This window comes from Acinetobacter proteolyticus, assembly GCF_000367945.1.
Classification (GTDB): Bacteria; Pseudomonadota; Gammaproteobacteria; order Pseudomonadales; family Moraxellaceae; genus Acinetobacter; species Acinetobacter proteolyticus.
In genome coordinates, this window is the sequence record NZ_KB849178.1 from 351,589 (window position 1) to 367,500 (window position 15,912).

Here is a 15,912-nt window from a genome sequence, read left to right on the forward strand (position 1 = left end):
GAGATGTTAGTCAAACCAATTCGGATTACGTTTTTGAATAAAAGCCATGGTGCCTTCTTGCCCTTCTGCGCCAGCGACTGCCTGAGCAAACTGTTGTGCAGCATCATCCAAAAGCTGCTCTAAAGGCTCATTCAGCGTCCGATGTAATAAAGCTTTGGTGGCACGAGAAGCCAACGGTGCAGCACGTTTAATCTGTTGAATTATGTCTGTAAGTTGTTGTTCAAGATCAACTTCATCTTGTGCAACTTGATGAACGACACCTAAGTCCAAAGCCGTCTTGCCATCAAAACGTAAACCCAATAACGCCAAACGGCGGGCTTGGGTCAAACCAATTCTCTTCACCACAAAAGGCGTAATCTGTGCAGGCAAAATACCTAAGCCTGTTTCAGGTAGGCCAAACTGAGCTGTATCACGGCTGATGGCAATATCTGACACACAGGCTAAACCAAAGCCTCCACCCAGCACTGCCCCTTCCAGCACAGCAACAACGGTCTGAGGTGCTTGATCCACTTGTTCAATCATGGTCCCAAAACGACGGTTAAAATCGACATAAGGTTGCAAACTGCCTGTATTCGCAGCTTCAACACGTAATCCCGCCATATCCTTGATATCGCCGCCAGCACAGAAATGCCCACCTCGACCACGTAAAATCACAGCACGAATAGAGACATCATCGGCAATCTGGCTAAACACCTGTTGAATAGCAGTAACCATCTTTAAACTCATGGCATTACGGCTCTCAGGACGATTTAACCATAACGTTAAAATGCCACCTTGCTGTTCAAGCTGAATACTGTCATCTAACGCTAAGCCTGCAAGAGAAGTTGCAACTGTCATGCTTCTGCTCCTAGCTTTTCTGTTTCTTCGGCAGAATATCGGTGAGCTTACAAATGATCCCCAACATGATTTCATCCGCACCGCCACCAATCGAACCTAAGCGCCCATCACGGAACAATTGCGATGCAGGGTTATCCCACATAAAGCCATTACCACCCCAATATTGCAGGCAGCTGTCTGCCACTTCACGGCTTAAGCGTCCTGCTTTCAGCTTCGCCATTGAAGCCATTAATGTGACATCTTCACCCGCAATATGCTGTTCGCAGGCTTGAAGCGTTAGGGCTTTTAACGCTGCAACTTCTGTCATCAGTTCAGCAAAACGGAAATGTACATATTGGTTATTAATCAATGGTTGACCAAAAGTAGTTCGCTCTCTGGTGTAATCAATGGTCTGCTGAATGACCTTTTCCATACCGCCAACCGCATTGATACAGGCCCACATACGCTCCTCTTGGAACTGCATCATTTGCATCATGAAGCCCATGCCTTCCACCCCAACCAAGTTACGTTGTGGTACACGTACATTGTCGAAATAGACCTGTGCCGTGGTGGTGGAGCGCATCCCCAATTTATTTAAGGGTTCTGAAAAGCTGATCCCTGCCGTTTTTGCAGGAACAATAATCATGGATTTATTGACGTGTGGCTTATCGTCAGAAGTATTGGCAAGTAAACAGAAGAAATCGGCTTGCAGTGAATTGGTAATCCACATCTTACTGCCATTAATCACATAATCATCGCCATCTTTTTTTGCTGTGGTTTTGATGGCTGCCACGTCAGAACCCGCATGCACTTCAGACACTGCAATCGAAGCGACATATTCACCACGGATGGCAGGGTTTAGAAACTCATCTCGCAACTCTTTGCTGCCAAAGCGTGCCAGTGCAGGTGTTGCCATATCGGTTTGCACACCAATCGCCAGTGGCACACCCCCACAATCAGCACGACCTAACTCTTCTGCCACCACAAGGTTGTATGAATAATCGAGCCCTAAACCACCATTCTCCTCAGGCTTACAAATCCCCAATAAACCCAAGTCCCCCATTTTCTTGAACACGTCATGAATCGGAAAACGGCCCGCTTCTTCCCATTCTGGAATAAAAGGATTTAGCTCATTTTCAACAAACTGGCGTGTGGTACGGCGTAAAGCATCATGTTCTGCGGTAAATTTCATTGTTTTTGTTCCTTAAAAATTGTTTTTCCCCTCTCCCTAACCCTCTCCCCTTTGGGGAGAGGGAATCCCTTCTCCCTTTGGGAGAAGGCTAGGATGAGGGTGTTAAAACTAAAATCTCGACACACCAAATCGTGTTGGATTGAGTTCACGTTGTTGTGCTTCATAAATGGTTTGTAATAAAAATATCAGTACTTTACGGGTGTCTCTTGGGTCAATGATGCCATCATCATGCAGCATGGCCGTATTGAATAACGCCGTCGACTGCTGTTCCAGTTTCATTGCTGTACTTTGTTCCAGAAAATCCAGCATCTGCGGATTCGGTTCCATTCCTGAAGCTTTCTGTTTGCCCTCAGCCACAATCCGTAAGACTTTACCTGCTTGCGCTGCACCCATCACAGCCACATGTGAGTTTGGCCATGCAAAGATAAATTGCGGCGATAAACTACGGCCACACATGGCATAGTTACCTGCGCCATAAGAGCCTGCCACCACAATCGAAATCTTGGGTACTGTTGCATTGGCCACCGCCTGAATCAGCTTGGAACCATGTTTAATAATCCCGTTCTGCTCTGCATCGGTTCCGACCATAAAACCGGTGGTGTTATGCAGGAATAAAAGTGGGCGTTGGGTCTGTTCACACAGATGAATAAACTGAGCTGCTTTAGCCGCCCCTTGTGGGGTAATCGGACCATTATTGGTAATAATGCCGATATGTAGTCCGCCTACTTTGGCCCAACCACACACGGTTAAGGCATCATATTCCTGCTTAAATTCGAGAAAATCTGAATCATCGATAATCCGCGCAATGATTTCTTTCATATCAAAGGGTTGCTTTGGATCTTGTGGAACAATGCCTAACAGCTCTTCAGCAGCATAACGTGGTTCTTTATAACGCGGATTGGATTGTGCAGTTTGCTCTTTCCAATTGAGATGCTCAAAAATCTCACGTGCCAAACGAATACCATCGGCATCATTTTCAGCTAAATATTCCGCCACACCTGAAATTTGGGTATGCATTTCTGCGCCACCCAACTCTTCTGCAGTTGCCACTTCCCCTGTTGCTGCCAATAACAGTGGTGGGCCAGCCAATAACATTTCCGTTTGCTTGCGCACCGCAATCACATAGTCAGACAAACCTGGTTGATAAGCACCACCTGCGGTTGCATTACCATGCACCACGGCAACTTGCGGAATCCCAGCCGCAGATAAACGCGCCTGATTGGCAAAAGTCATACCGCCATAAGTGAATACTTCAGCGGCATAATTCAGGTTTGCGCCACCACTTTCGGTCAAGGTCACCATCGGCAGCTTTTGTTCTAATGCGATCTTTTGCAGGCGGAGGGTTTTATGCACCCCCATAGGTGACATGGTGCCGCCTTTGATCGCACTGTTACTTGCAGACACCAGCGCACGGACACCGCTGACAAAACCGATCCCGGCAATCACACCACCACCTGCTTCAGAACCATCTTTATCGTCATGCATGTTGTAGCCAACCAAGCCACATAACTCAACAAAAGGTGAGTCTGCATCTAACAGTAAACGAATACGTTCATGCGGCAAGATTTTACCTTTCTTATCAAACTTGGGTTTTGCCGCATAAGACTTATCAATACTTTTTTGCTGCACGGCACGAACTTCAGCCAACTGCGCTAATAAAGCTTCTCGGTTTTGCTGATATTGTTCACTCCCTACCGCAATTTCAGATTGGAGAATCGTCATGTTTATTCTCCATCTGTTTTGAATATGTCAGGGATAAAAGCACGATGGAAACCATTAAAAGCGTCATTATTGGTCGCATCAGCCAATGGATACATGCGTGTGCCTTGTGATGCGGCTCCATCAATACGCAGGGTAACACCTGATACAAAAGCCGCTGCATCGGAAAGTAGATAACAAATCGCTGAGGAGATCTCTGACTCTGTGCCCATCCGTTTTAACGGGACATTGCTCGCTAAACTTGGAATGATCACTTTGGCAAAATCACCACTATAGTTATCCATGCCCGAAGAAATAATCCAGCCTGGTGCAACTGCATTAACACGTACTCCAGATTTGCCCCATTCCACAGAAGCCGTTTTAGTCAGGTTATCCACCCCTGAACGTGCTGCACCTGAATGTCCCATGCCCGGCATCCCGCCCCACATATCTGCAGTCATATTCACGATGCTACCGCCATGTTTTGCCATCCACTGGTTATAAGCTTCACGCATCAAGTAAAAGGTGGAATGCAGGTTATTACGGACCACAGCATCAAAACCATTGGCAGAAATATTCTCTAATGCAGAAGGAAATTGCCCCCCCGCGTTATTGACTAAACCATCGAGCTTGCCAAATTTTTCCAGCACCTCAGCAATCATGCTTTTAACTTGTTCTTCATCACGATTGTCACAGACGATGCAATGGACTTTGCCTCCATCTTCCAGAATTTCTTGGCTGACTTTTTCTAGTTTTTCAACTTTTCGGCCTGTGATGACCACTTGTGCGCCTAAAGAAGCCAACTCATGTGCAGTACAACGGCCAATACCCGAACCACCACCTGTGACGATCACCACTTTGTCAGCAAATGCATCTGCCCTGAAAATTGATTGATAAGCCATGTTTAAATCCTTAATATTTTTCTAACAATTGTGCTGGCACTTTCACCGGCATATCTAATAGTTGCTGAGCAAACGCCTTACCTTGTGGGTCAATTCGTAAGCTGGCAATACCACCGCCACCCAATGCATTTTCCAGCATGAAATTCAGTGCATGCATGGCAGGTAGTTCATAACGAATCACTTTTGATTTTTCAGGATCTAAAACATGCTGCATATACTCTGCAACATTGGCCTCGGTCAGTCCTGCACGAATCCATGGTAAATATTCAGCCTTGCGCGCGATCACCCCAATATTGCTGTGATTGCCCTTATCTCCACTACGTGCATGTGCAACTTCAACTAGAGGAACTTCAACCTCATCACCTTGATATACCGCTACGTCACCAACAAGATGCTGCACATAGTCCTGTGAAGCTTGTCCAACGGGGATCTGAACGGGATAACGCTGTCCTGCAAAATCGACTTCGACTTTTAATCGATCTTTATCAATCAAGAATGAAAATAATTTCACCACTGCCGATGCTTTAGGACGCCCTCCGACAATCCCTGCCAATGCTGGTGCCATCCCTGTAGAGGCTTGGGCAATTTCCGAAGCAAAGAACATACAGGCTTCTTTAAATAGGTGCTTGACCGCGATTTTGACCACTACTTCACGGCTATCTTTCACTTGCGCATGTGCACCATAAGTGCTTTCAATACCAAGAATCTCAACCGACTTTTCACTAAAAGGGGGAACTGATCGTAACGCCAACACTCGTTCACATTTGTTGATGATGGCATCGGCAATCACTTGGGCTTTTTCTGGTGCTTCACGACCTGCGATCAAGAAACTGACTAGAACTCGATAACCATCGGCATAGGTTGCGCTGACTTTATATTGCTGAGTTGGTGCACGACCTGCGGCACCAGTCACCTTGACCCGATGTTCGCCCACCTGTTCTAAATGGACTTGACTAAAATCAGCGCTTACATCAGGTAAAAGATAGGCTTGCGGATTGCCAATTTCATAGACAATCTGCTCTGCTACCGTCGCAGTTGAAACCAAGCCACCCGTCCCTTGCGGCTTGGTCACGATAAATGAAGCATCGGCGCTGACTTCTACGATCGGAAAGCCCATATTGTCAAAACCTTGAACTAGGCGCCAATCGGTAAAGTTTCCACCTGTACATTGTGCACCACATTCAATCACATGCCCTGCCAATGAGCCTTGTGCCAGCTTGTCATAATCATCGAGTGACCATTTGTATTCATGCAGCAAAGGTGCCAGTACAACCGCCGAATCGACCACACGGCCAGTAATCACAATATCTGCACCCAAATCTAAAGCATCACGAATCGCAACAGCACCAAGATAGGCATTACTACTGGCCACATGTGCAGGCAAGGCATCACCATTAAACATTTCCTGAATATTTTGGGTGAGTAATTCAGCATGCTTAGGCAATACATCATCACCCAACACCACGGCAACTTTTAAATCTAAGCCTTTTTCATCAATAATTTTCTGTAGGGCATCACGGCAAGCCAGTGGGTTTACCCCACCCGCATTGCTAATCACTTTTATTTTTTTCTCAGCAATTTTATGGATCAGGGGTGACATCACTCGACTGACAAAATCCAGCGCATAACCATGACTTGGATCGATCATCATCGCTTTGGCCATAATTGACATGGTGATTTCGGATAAATAATCAAACACCAGATAATCAATATCACTCAGATGCACCAACTGAAAGGCAGCAGTGTTGGTATCGCCCCAGAATCCTGATGCACACCCGATTTTGACTAGCCTCTGGTCATCCTGTTTGACAGTTGTCATGCGCTTTCTCATTGTTATTGCTAAAAACGCCTTAACATTACCAAGCAAGTGCTTGGTTTGTAAAGTACATAATGCTATGCTGTATTGGCAAAAACAGACAAACTCAAGCAAATGCTTGTTATAAAAAGATAAGACAATGCATCAAATGATTTTTGTTACAATACACTTTAGATTAAATGGGATAGACGGATAGGCATGATCGCAACCTCAATTGAGCAAATACCCAAGATTGTTTGTTTTGATGACAGTCCACGTGGACGTTTACTGCAAGGTGCTGCCTATCTGTTTTATAAGCAAGGTTATGACAAAACCACGGTTCGTCAACTCGGTGAATTTATTGGCATTCAATCGGGCAGCCTGTTTCATCACTTCAAAAGTAAAGATGAAATTCTAGCGACAGTGATGGAACAAACCATCATTTATAACTTTGCTCGTTTAAAAGAAGCCGCTGAACGCTCAACCGATCCTGAACAACAATTACGTCATCTCATCAAAGCTGAATTACTTTCCATTGCAGGTGATACAGGCGCAGCCATGGCCGTATTGGTACATGAATGGTTTGCCCTTTCCAAAGAGAAACAAGACTACCTTCTAAAAATGCGTAATGAATATGAGCAAGTCTGGTTGGATGTGATTGAAAAATTACGTGCTCAAGGCAAAGTGAAACACGATGCGTTTATCTGGCGTCGTTTGCTTGGTGGCTCAATTTCTTGGACCGTGACCTGGTACAGACCTGAGGGCAAAGTCAAAATTGATGAATTGACTGAAATGGTTTGGGAAATGGCGGTGAAATGAGTGCTATCTATTTGCGTAAGCCTCAACTCAGCGATTTAGCTGAAATCAAACTTGCCTACCAAAATAGTATGCAACTGCATCAACCTTGGACTTATCCACCAACAGACTTTCAACAATATCTCGAACAAGAACATCGTTATTTTGTCTGCTTGAAAGAAAATCATGCCATTGCTGGCACCTTTAATATTTCGAATATTATTCGAGGTCACTTCCATTCCGCCTATTTAGGTTATGAAGCCTTTTCTCCTTATGCAGGACAAGGCTACATGCGACAAGGACTGCAACTGGTTTTAAAAGAAGCAATTCAAACACTGAATCTGCATCGACTAGAAGCCAATATCCAACCAGACAATCTATCCTCTATTCGCCTTGTCGCAAATACAGGTTTTATAAAAGAAGGCTTCTCCCGCCAGTATTTACGAGTGGGCGGAAAAGAATGGAAAGACCATGAGCGCTGGGCAATTTTAAATGCCGATTGGACCGACAAAAAATATCAGGCATTCTAAAAAAATAATTCTAATTTAAGCACGACACAGCTTATCGCTCACGTCTATTTATCTATGTTCGTTGTATCAGAAAGCTGCTATTGTTCTTAAACATCAAATGATTATAAAAATTCGAAAAATGAATCCAGTACAACATGCCAATATTTCGGTGAAACGTCGTGGGGGCGAGCTTGAAGATTATATTGATATTCATGCACTAATCGACAGCACCAAAATGTTGTGTACCGACAATCGCCATCGTATCTTACATACTTTTTGGGGCGTTCAGGAAGTCATTATTCCGATCTTTGGCCATCACTTCGAAAATAGTGCAGGAAATAGCATTGAAGTGAAAGATCTCTGTGAAAAAGATCACCTATTGGTTGATTTCCATCACCGCTTTATTCCAACTTTAGGTGATTTTGTTGCAGCGATGCAGGATATCCCTACAGATGGGTTAGCAAAACGCCTAGAGAAATTCCATGCTGATGTGATTAATGATCCAAAGCTATCGGCAACCCTGCTCTCTCCGTTATCGGTGACAGGACAATTAAAGTCTTTGCTGATTACCCACAATAGTTGGTTTATCAATACCATTCTTCCTATGATGGGAAAAGGTGAAGCCAAATTGATTGATTTTGATATTCGTCCCGATTTCTTTTTCAACCCGATGCGTTTTGAACTCTGGATGGACAATGGCATGGCTGTGCCGCCTAGTGCAGCTAAGCTGCAAGAATTAAAAACTAAAATTGCTTAACTTAAGGGGAAATAAAAATGAGCAATATCCAATACGTGATTCGTCAAAATGACTTTGCTTATAATGATGAATGGCATTTGACCAATTGTGTTTCAACTGGGGCAATCAAACAGATTTATACAGATAAAGTTGATGCAGAAAAGGCCTATAAAACCTTAGTTGTTGAGGGCTTATATTATGATGAACTCTGTAACTATGACATCGGCAATGGCGAAGTAGATGATGAAATCTACGAAAAACTTGAAGCTTTGGTATTAGAAAAAACAGGCAAAAAATTTGATATCGAAGATGGTGAAATTCCAAAGCTGAATGAAGATGATGCTTTCGAATTTGCCCAAATTTCAGGTATCGTCTGGTATCAACTCTTAGAGGTCGATGCGACACAACCTTGCTATGTACTTTGGATCAATTCAGAAGAAGACTATTTCTCTGGCTATGAGACTGGCAGCATTATCTCTAGTCAAGATGAGAATTTTAGTGATGTATCTTGGGAATCCAATATTTATGCGATGGACTATGAGTTCGAAGCCTTGATGAACAAACCACTTTCAGAGTTAAGTGATAGTCCATTATTATTGAAACAGTTTATCGAGCAAACTGCGGATATTCGTTACGATGCCGAAAAAGATAGCATTGAAGGTATTGCACTCGACAACATAAAGTTTATTGATATCAAAGCACTGAATTCCTTTCTGAAACAACCTATCTTTGAAATCCGCCAAATTTCTTTAGAAGAGCTAGCTGAACTAGAATAAATTTTAAACGGAAAAGTGCGGTGTTTTGACCGCACTTTTAATCAAGTATGAAATGAGTTTAATAACCCAACTGTTTACTAATTAAATCCTTCATAATTTCCTCTGCACCACCACCAATCATATTCACCTTCACTTCACGATAAATACGTTCGGATTTCGTACCACGCATAAAGCCCATTCCTCCGAGTGTCTGCACCGCCGCATCGGCGCAGAATTGCATGGTTTGAGTGGCAACATTCTTCAACATACAAATCTGGGCAATCAGTTCACTACCCTGCAATTCAGGCTTGCCCAAGCGATAAGCTGTATCTTCGAGTAAAGCACGGGTTGCGGTCAATCGAGTCGCCATGTCCACCAGCTTATGACGCATCACCTGATGGTCGACCAGACGCTTGCCAAAGGTTTGACGCTGTTGTGCCCAATCCAGTGCTTCCTCATAACAAGTCAGGGCAAAGCCATAACTACTGGCAGCAAGGAAAAAACGCTCCATATTGAAGTTATTCATAATCACCAGAAAGCCCATATTTTCCGGGCCTAATAAATGGCTGGCAGGCACTTTGACATTGTCAAAATGCAAATGCGCGGTATCGGATGCCCACCATCCCATTTTATCCAGTTTGGTTTTAGTGATTCCCTCACTATGCGCATCAATCAGCAGCATGGATATACCGTTTGCCCCTTTCGCATTTGGATCAGTACGAACTGCCACCGAGTAATAATCTGCTCGCATCCCCGAAGTGATAAAGGTCTTCTCACCACTGACTAGAAAATAATCACCGTCTCGTACTGCCTTGGTTTTAAGCGAAGCGACATCTGATCCACCACCTGGCTCCGTAATCGCCAAGGCCGAGATTTTTTCTCCCGATAGAATTTGAGGGAGTACTTCAGCTTTAATTTCGTCATTGGCAAAGTGCTGGATTGGTGGTGCACCAATGGTATGTGACAGTAAAGAAGCAGCTAAGCCACCCGAAGCACATTTTGCGAGCTCAATCGAAGATAATAACGTATAAAATGCATCTGTACCCGCAATCCCACCATACTGCTCTTCAAAGCCTAATCCCAACAAACCAATATCTGCAGCTTTCTTATACAGCTCTCGCGGAAAGGTTTCACATTCATCCCATTCATTGATAAAAGGCGAAATCTCCTTTTCAACAAAGCGTCGAATACTCTTGGCAAATTCAAGATGTTGCTCGTTATAGTACAAAGGATTAAGGTGCATATTCTGCTTCCTAGCAATTATTGATCATTGTTTATTGAATGAGCACTAAATTAGCAAAACCGGAAAAACCAAGCAAGCGCTTGGCAAAATTAAAAGTTAAAAAAATAGGTCAAAAACTGTAATAAAGCATAAAAACTATATTTTTAATCGGCCACGAAATCCACGCGTCGCATAATAAGATTGAGCGCCATTATGATAAGTAAAAACCCGACCATAACGACTATCACAGAAAATTGCGCCACCTAAAGCTCTTACATCCTCAGGCGTTTTGACCCAACTCGAGGTTTTTAAATCAAAATGTTCTATTGCCTGTAACTGCCTATATTGTTCTTCTGTAAGTAATTCGACTCCCATGGCTTCAGCAACATCAACCGCATTATTTACAGGTTTATGTTCCTTACGTGCGTCTAAAGCGGCACGGTCATAACACAGGCTTCTACGCCCTTTTGGTGTTTCTACGGCACAATCATAAAAGATTATTTCTGGTGACTTTACATCCAATACAAGGATGTCTGGCTCTCCACCCGTTTCTTCCATTTGATGGAGTGACCATAACTTTTCTGGCTGCTGCTGTAATTGATCTTCAATATCAGACCAATTCAGGTCTTTGTGACGATGCATATTTTGTTCAAAGCGCTGCTTTAAGATGTCGAATAGCCTTGCAACCTGTTCAAGGTCTAACTTTTTATTCTTGGTCATTTTTATACTCTAGATTTTGAGGTTATACCGAACGACCATCAAAGTGATTGATCTTGATACTTTCCAGTTCCAGATCATCAATACAACGCACATTGATTGCACATATGGTATTCCCTTGAGGATCTACACCGATTGCATAAGGGTGAATACCACAGACCTTACAGAAATGATGCTCGATCACATGCTTATTGAATTGATAAGTCGCCTGAGCATCCTCTTCCACAGTAATCTCAACTTCACTCTGAGGTAAAAACCAGAGTAAAGAACCTTTTTTCTGGCAAATTGAACAATTACATGATAATGCTTCAGTGAGTTCACCCTGCGCAATGAAGGTTAATTTTCCACAATGACAACTTCCTTTATATTGCATCTTTTTTTCCTTTTTGATTTTTTATCTATTTTTACAGGATACCGTGTATAAGTTCAAATCTGGTTCTGTTAATCAATGCTTATGTAAGCTTAACTCCAAAAATGTTGGCATTGTCGACACTTGGTTCCATTTTTATACGAAAAGAGCGGAAAACCAAGCAATAGAAAAACCAGATAAGCAGGCCGTTTTCCTTCCGTATAAGGTTGTATATCGGTACTGCCACACTTAGGACAGCTTTCACTTGCTCCAAATTGTTGTTCTAATTCTTGGCTAAAATCTTGAGCAAGTAATGCTTTAGCTTCTTCTGCATAGTTTTCAGGAACTAACAGTCGCACACCACCTAAAGCATTGGAGTAAAGCCAATCCATATTAATGGTATGTTCATTTTCAATACGCGCTGGAATCTCAGCTGCTTCTAACTGAGTTTTGGCAATTTGAGCTTCATAAGGAAATGAAAAGCTTTGTACTACGATCCAAGTCATATCAGAAAGCCGATCAATAAAGATTTAGTATATAAAATTTTACCCAATAAGAAACACCCCCAACCATTGGTTGAGGGTGTTTAGATTTAAAAGCTGGCGATGACTTACTCTCACATGGCAAGTGCCACACTACCATCAGCGCTAAGAGGTTTCACTTCTGAGTTCGGGAAGGGATCAGGTGGTTCACTCTTGCTATTGTCGCCAGCAAACTGTTTTGGTTTTGGGTGGTCTTACGTTTTTTGCCACTTAGTACCGAAAGAGTTATTAACGGATTAGTTTAATCGAGTCGTATTGTAACTAGTTTTGACACTAAATCAAGTTATGTATTGAATTTATCTTGAATACAACAACTGTTTGGGTGTTGTATAGTCAAGCCTCACGAGCAATTAGTATTGGTCAGCTTCACACGTCACCGTGCTTCCACACCCAACCTATCAACGTCCTAGTCTCGAACGGCTCTTTAGAGGAATAAATTCCTAGGGAAATCTTATCTTGAGGTAGGCTTCCCGCTTAGATGCTTTCAGCGGTTATCCCTTCCGAACATAGCTACCCGGCGATGCGACTGGCGTCACAACCGGTACACCAGAGGTTCGTCCACTCTGGTCCTCTCGTACTAGGAGCAGATCCTCTCAAATTTCCAGCGCCCACGGTAGATAGGGACCGAACTGTCTCACGACGTTCTAAACCCAGCTCGCGTACCTCTTTAAATGGCGAACAGCCATACCCTTGGGACCTGCTTCAGCCCCAGGATGAGATGAGCCGACATCGAGGTGCCAAACACCGCCGTCGATATGAACTCTTGGGCGGTATCAGCCTGTTATCCCCAGAGTACCTTTTATCCGTTGAGCGATGGCCCTTCCATACAGAACCACCGGATCACTAAGACCTACTTTCGTACCTGCTCGACTTGTGGGTCTCGCAGTTAAGCGCGCTTTTGCCTTTATACTCTACGCGTGATTTCCGACCACGCTGAGCGCACCTTCGTACTCCTCCGTTACTCTTTAGGAGGAGACCGCCCCAGTCAAACTACCCACCAGACATGGTCCTCGCCCCGGATTACGGGGCAGAGTTAGAACCTCAACATTACCAGGGTGGTATTTCAAGGACGGCTCCATACAAACTAGCGTTCGTACTTCAAAGCCTCCCACCTATCCTACACAAGTAAGGTCAAAGTTCAATGTCAAGCTGCAGTAAAGGTTCACGGGGTCTTTCCGTCTAGCCGCGGGTACACTGCATCTTCACAGCGATTTCGATTTCACTGAGCCTCTGCTGGAGACAGCGCCGCCATCATTATGCCATTCGTGCAGGTCGGAACTTACCCGACAAGGAATTTCGCTACCTTAGGACCGTTATAGTTACGGCCGCCGTTTACTGGGGCTTCGATCAAGAGCTTCGCTTACGCTAACCCCATCAATTAACCTTCCAGCACCGGGCAGGCATCACACCCTATACGTCCACTTTCGTGTTTGCAGAGTGCTATGTTTTTAATAAACAGTTGCAGCGGCCTGGTTTCTGTGGCTGCCAATAGCTCAGGGAGCAAGTCCCATCACCGTCAGCAGCGTACCTTCTCCCGAAGTTACGGTACCATTTTGCCTAGTTCCTTCAGCAGAGTTCTCTCAAGCGCTTTGGTCTACTCGACCTGACCACCTGTGTCGGTTTCGGGTACGATTCCTGTGTAACTGAAGCTTAGAGACTTTTCCTGGAAGCATGGTATCAGCCACTTCACTGTACAAGTACAGCTTGCTATCAGTTCTCAGCATAGAGTACCCCGGATTTGCCTAAGATACATGCCTACAACCTTCCACCTGGACAACCAACGCCAGGCTGACTTAACCTTCTCCGTCCTCTCATCGCATTACACAGAAGTATTGGAATATTAACCAATTTCCCATCGACTACGCCTCTCGGCCTCGCCTTAGGGGTCGACTCACCCAGCCCCGATTAACGTTGGACTGGAACCCTTGGTCTTTCAGCGAACGGGTTTTTCACCCGTTTTGTCGTTACTCACGTCAGCATTCGCACTTCTGATACCTCCAGCATACTTCTCAATACACCTTCATCGGCTTACAGAACGCTCCCCTACCACTTGACTTAAAGTCAAATCCGCAGCTTCGGCACATAGTTTTAGCCCCGTTACATCTTCCGCGCAGGCCGACTCGACTAGTGAGCTATTACGCTTTCTTTAAAGGGTGGCTGCTTCTAAGCCAACCTCCTAGCTGTCTATGCCTTCCCACATCGTTTCCCACTTAACTATGATTTTGGGGCCTTAGCTGGCGGTCTGGATTGTTTTCCTCTTGACTACGGACGTTAGCACCCGCAGTCTGTCTCCCGGATAGTACTCATTGGTATTCGGAGTTTGCATCGGTTTGGTAAGTCGGGATGACCCCCTAGCCGAAACAGTGCTCTACCCCCAATGGTATTCGTCCGAGGCGCTACCTAAATAGCTTTCGGGGAGAACCAGCTATCACCAGGCTTGATTAGCCTTTCACCCCTATCCACAAGTCATCCCCTGGCTTTTCAACGACAGTGGGTTCGGTCCTCCAGTTAGTGTTACCCAACCTTCAACCTGCTCATGGATAGATCGCCTGGTTTCGGGTCTATACCCAGCAACTAAACGCCCTATTAAGACTCGATTTCTCTACGGCTCCCCTATGCGGTTAACCTTGCTACTGAATATAAGTCGCTGACCCATTATACAAAAGGTACGCAGTCACCGAACAAGTCGGCTCCCACTGCTTGTATGCATGCGGTTTCAGGATCTATTTCACTCCCCTCACAGGGGTTCTTTTCGCCTTTCCCTCACGGTACTGGTTCACTATCGGTCAGTCAGGAGTATTTAGCCTTGGAGGATGGTCCCCCCATATTCAGACAAGGTTTCACGTGCCTCGCCCTACTCGTCATCATTGTGTGTGCCCTTTCGTGTACGGGAATATCACCCTCTACGTTCGCACTTCCCAGAGCGTTCCACTAGAACACACATAACTTAATGGGCTGATCCCCGTTCGCTCGCCGCTACTAAGGGAATCTCAATTGATTTCTTTTCCTAAGGGTACTGAGATGTTTCACTTCCCCTCGTTCGCTTCATAAGCCTATGTATTCAGCTTATGATACCCGCCTTATAGCGGGTGGGTTCCCCCATTCAGAAATCTCCGGATCAAAGGATATTTGCCGCCTCCCCGGAGCTTTTCGCAGGCTATCACGTCTTTCATCGCCTCTGACTGCCAAGGCATCCACCACATGCACTTAATTACTTGACTATACAACCCCAAACAGTCGTTACACCTACAAGTGGGTGTAGCAACAGAATCAATGTAAACATTAATTCATACAGCTTGTTGTTTCGTGAACTTAATCACCGTACAGCTTCAATCTAAATTCATATACCAAAACGCTTGATTCAGTGTTTTTGCTAGTTCTCATTTCATTCAACTTAAACATCGAAACGTTTAAATCAAAGAATGAGTGAACAATTTATTTCAGACTCAATTCTACTAATCTGTTAATGATTAACTACCACCTCGTCGGTGCGTAGTAAACTGTGATAAATCACAGAACTTAATAAGCTATCTACTTACTAAATTCTATAAGCTATCTTGGAATTTAACTTTCGTTTTTTACATTACTTCGTAATGTATGGTGGAGACTAGGAGAGTCGAACTCCTGACCTCCTGCGTGCAAAGCAGGCGCTCTACCAACTAAGCTAAGTCCCCAGCTTATCACTTAATGAACGACATATCTTTCAATCCAAGCTACTGCAATCAGATTTGGTGGGTCTGACAAGACTTGAACTTGTGACCCCACGCTTATCAAGCGTGTGCTCTAACCAACTGAGCTACAGACCCTCAGATACATCTTCGAAGAACAACTTGTTGTGGATTCTTACCAGTCACCAATCTTTCGTTAAGGAGGTGATCCAGCCG

General features: G+C 44.4%; 13 protein-coding genes, 2 tRNA genes and 3 rRNA genes (1 of these 18 only partly in view). 4 read left to right on the forward strand and 14 right to left on the reverse strand.

The genetic code is table 11. From position 1 onward, the window contains the following. Positions 1-6: 6 nt before the first annotated feature. The 5 genes from F993_RS16800 to F993_RS16780 all read right to left on the reverse strand — a co-directional run bounded on the left by F993_RS16800 (position 7) and on the right by F993_RS16780 (position 6,427). Positions 7-837 (reverse strand): enoyl-CoA hydratase/isomerase family protein, encoded by an 831-nt coding sequence (locus F993_RS16800; protein ID WP_004652559.1) that lies wholly within the window; start codon positions 835-837, stop codon positions 7-9. 10 nt (positions 838-847) lie between these two features. Beyond that, the gene (locus F993_RS16795; RefSeq protein ID WP_004652560.1) at positions 848-2,008 is read right to left on the reverse strand and encodes an acyl-CoA dehydrogenase family protein; all 1,161 of its coding nucleotides are present in this window, start codon (positions 2,006-2,008) and stop codon (positions 848-850) included. Between the two features lie 108 nt (positions 2,009-2,116). After that, positions 2,117-3,730: an acyl-CoA carboxylase subunit beta gene (locus tag F993_RS16790; RefSeq protein ID WP_004652561.1), complete on the reverse strand. Its 1,614-nt coding sequence runs from the start codon at positions 3,728-3,730 to the stop codon at positions 2,117-2,119. Between the two features lie 2 nt (positions 3,731-3,732). Next, positions 3,733-4,608: an SDR family oxidoreductase gene (locus tag F993_RS16785; RefSeq protein ID WP_004652562.1), complete on the reverse strand. Its 876-nt coding sequence runs from the start codon at positions 4,606-4,608 to the stop codon at positions 3,733-3,735. A 10-nt stretch (positions 4,609-4,618) separates the two neighbouring features. Next, complete coding sequence (locus F993_RS16780) at positions 4,619-6,427, reverse strand: acyclic terpene utilization AtuA family protein (protein WP_004652563.1); 1,809 nt, start codon at positions 6,425-6,427, stop codon at positions 4,619-4,621. Positions 6,428-6,622: 195 nt separating this feature from the next. On the opposite strand from F993_RS16780, the gene F993_RS16775 reads away from it, so the two are divergent. The 4 genes from F993_RS16775 (at position 6,623) to F993_RS16760 (ending at position 9,219) form a co-directional block, all read left to right on the forward strand. After that, entirely contained in the window at positions 6,623-7,222 is a 600-nt protein-coding gene (locus F993_RS16775; RefSeq protein WP_004652564.1) for a TetR/AcrR family transcriptional regulator, read from the forward strand. Further along, complete coding sequence (locus F993_RS16770; protein WP_004652565.1) at positions 7,219-7,728, forward strand: GNAT family N-acetyltransferase; 510 nt, start codon at positions 7,219-7,221, stop codon at positions 7,726-7,728. The genes F993_RS16775 and F993_RS16770 overlap by 4 nt, the downstream gene beginning before the upstream one ends. Before the next feature lie 118 nt (positions 7,729-7,846). After that, entirely contained in the window at positions 7,847-8,464 is a 618-nt protein-coding gene (locus tag F993_RS16765) for a DUF6915 family protein (protein ID WP_004652566.1), read from the forward strand. A gap of 17 nt (positions 8,465-8,481) precedes the next feature. Beyond that, a complete protein-coding gene (locus F993_RS16760; RefSeq protein ID WP_004652568.1) occupies positions 8,482-9,219 on the forward strand; it encodes a hypothetical protein in 738 nt (245 codons plus the stop codon). Between the two features lie 58 nt (positions 9,220-9,277). On the opposite strand, the gene F993_RS16755 is transcribed toward F993_RS16760, so the two are convergent. The 9 genes from F993_RS16755 to F993_RS16715 all read right to left on the reverse strand — a co-directional run. Continuing rightward, complete coding sequence (locus F993_RS16755) at positions 9,278-10,441, reverse strand: acyl-CoA dehydrogenase family protein (protein WP_004652569.1); 1,164 nt, start codon at positions 10,439-10,441, stop codon at positions 9,278-9,280. 135 nt (positions 10,442-10,576) lie between these two features. After that, on the reverse strand, positions 10,577-11,140 hold the full coding sequence (locus tag F993_RS16750) for a DUF4256 domain-containing protein (RefSeq protein WP_004652570.1): 564 nt from the start codon (positions 11,138-11,140) through the stop codon (positions 10,577-10,579). Positions 11,141-11,162: 22 nt separating this feature from the next. Beyond that, positions 11,163-11,510 (reverse strand): GFA family protein, encoded by a 348-nt coding sequence (locus tag F993_RS16745; protein WP_004652571.1) that lies wholly within the window; start codon positions 11,508-11,510, stop codon positions 11,163-11,165. 89 nt (positions 11,511-11,599) lie between these two features. Next, positions 11,600-11,992 (reverse strand): putative signal transducing protein, encoded by a 393-nt coding sequence (locus tag F993_RS16740; RefSeq protein WP_004652572.1) that lies wholly within the window; start codon positions 11,990-11,992, stop codon positions 11,600-11,602. Between the two features lie 91 nt (positions 11,993-12,083). Continuing rightward, a 5S ribosomal RNA gene (gene rrf, locus F993_RS16735) occupies positions 12,084-12,198 on the reverse strand. 159 nt (positions 12,199-12,357) lie between these two features. Continuing rightward, positions 12,358-15,249, reverse strand: a 23S ribosomal RNA gene (locus tag F993_RS16730). 377 nt (positions 15,250-15,626) lie between these two features. Beyond that, a tRNA-Ala gene (locus F993_RS16725) sits at positions 15,627-15,702 on the reverse strand. 55 nt (positions 15,703-15,757) lie between these two features. Beyond that, positions 15,758-15,834 (reverse strand) — tRNA-Ile (locus F993_RS16720). Positions 15,835-15,893: 59 nt separating this feature from the next. After that, positions 15,894-15,912 (reverse strand): 16S ribosomal RNA (locus F993_RS16715) (it continues 1,519 nt past the right edge of the window). The 16S, 23S and 5S rRNA genes sit together here with 2 tRNA genes alongside, the layout of an rRNA operon.

Bases quoted from the DNA above. Each gene is read 5' to 3' on its own strand.
- F993_RS16800 (WP_004652559.1), bottom strand. From the start codon at position 837: ATGACAGTTGCAACTTCTCTTGCAGGCTTAGCGTTAGATGACAGTATT.
- F993_RS16795 (WP_004652560.1), bottom strand. From the start codon at position 2,008: ATGAAATTTACCGCAGAACATGATGCTTTACGCCGTACCACACGCCAG.
- F993_RS16790 (WP_004652561.1), bottom strand. From the start codon at position 3,730: ATGACGATTCTCCAATCTGAAATTGCGGTAGGGAGTGAACAATATCAG.
- F993_RS16785 (WP_004652562.1), bottom strand. From the start codon at position 4,608: ATGGCTTATCAATCAATTTTCAGGGCAGATGCATTTGCTGACAAAGTG.
- F993_RS16780 (WP_004652563.1), bottom strand. From the start codon at position 6,427: ATGACAACTGTCAAACAGGATGACCAGAGGCTAGTCAAAATCGGGTGT.
- F993_RS16775 (WP_004652564.1), top strand. From the start codon at position 6,623: ATGATCGCAACCTCAATTGAGCAAATACCCAAGATTGTTTGTTTTGAT.
- F993_RS16770 (WP_004652565.1), top strand. From the start codon at position 7,219: ATGAGTGCTATCTATTTGCGTAAGCCTCAACTCAGCGATTTAGCTGAA.
- F993_RS16765 (WP_004652566.1), top strand. From the start codon at position 7,847: ATGAATCCAGTACAACATGCCAATATTTCGGTGAAACGTCGTGGGGGC.
- F993_RS16760 (WP_004652568.1), top strand. From the start codon at position 8,482: ATGAGCAATATCCAATACGTGATTCGTCAAAATGACTTTGCTTATAAT.
- F993_RS16755 (WP_004652569.1), bottom strand. From the start codon at position 10,441: ATGCACCTTAATCCTTTGTACTATAACGAGCAACATCTTGAATTTGCC.
- F993_RS16750 (WP_004652570.1), bottom strand. From the start codon at position 11,140: ATGACCAAGAATAAAAAGTTAGACCTTGAACAGGTTGCAAGGCTATTC.
- F993_RS16745 (WP_004652571.1), bottom strand. From the start codon at position 11,510: ATGCAATATAAAGGAAGTTGTCATTGTGGAAAATTAACCTTCATTGCG.
- F993_RS16740 (WP_004652572.1), bottom strand. From the start codon at position 11,992: ATGACTTGGATCGTAGTACAAAGCTTTTCATTTCCTTATGAAGCTCAA.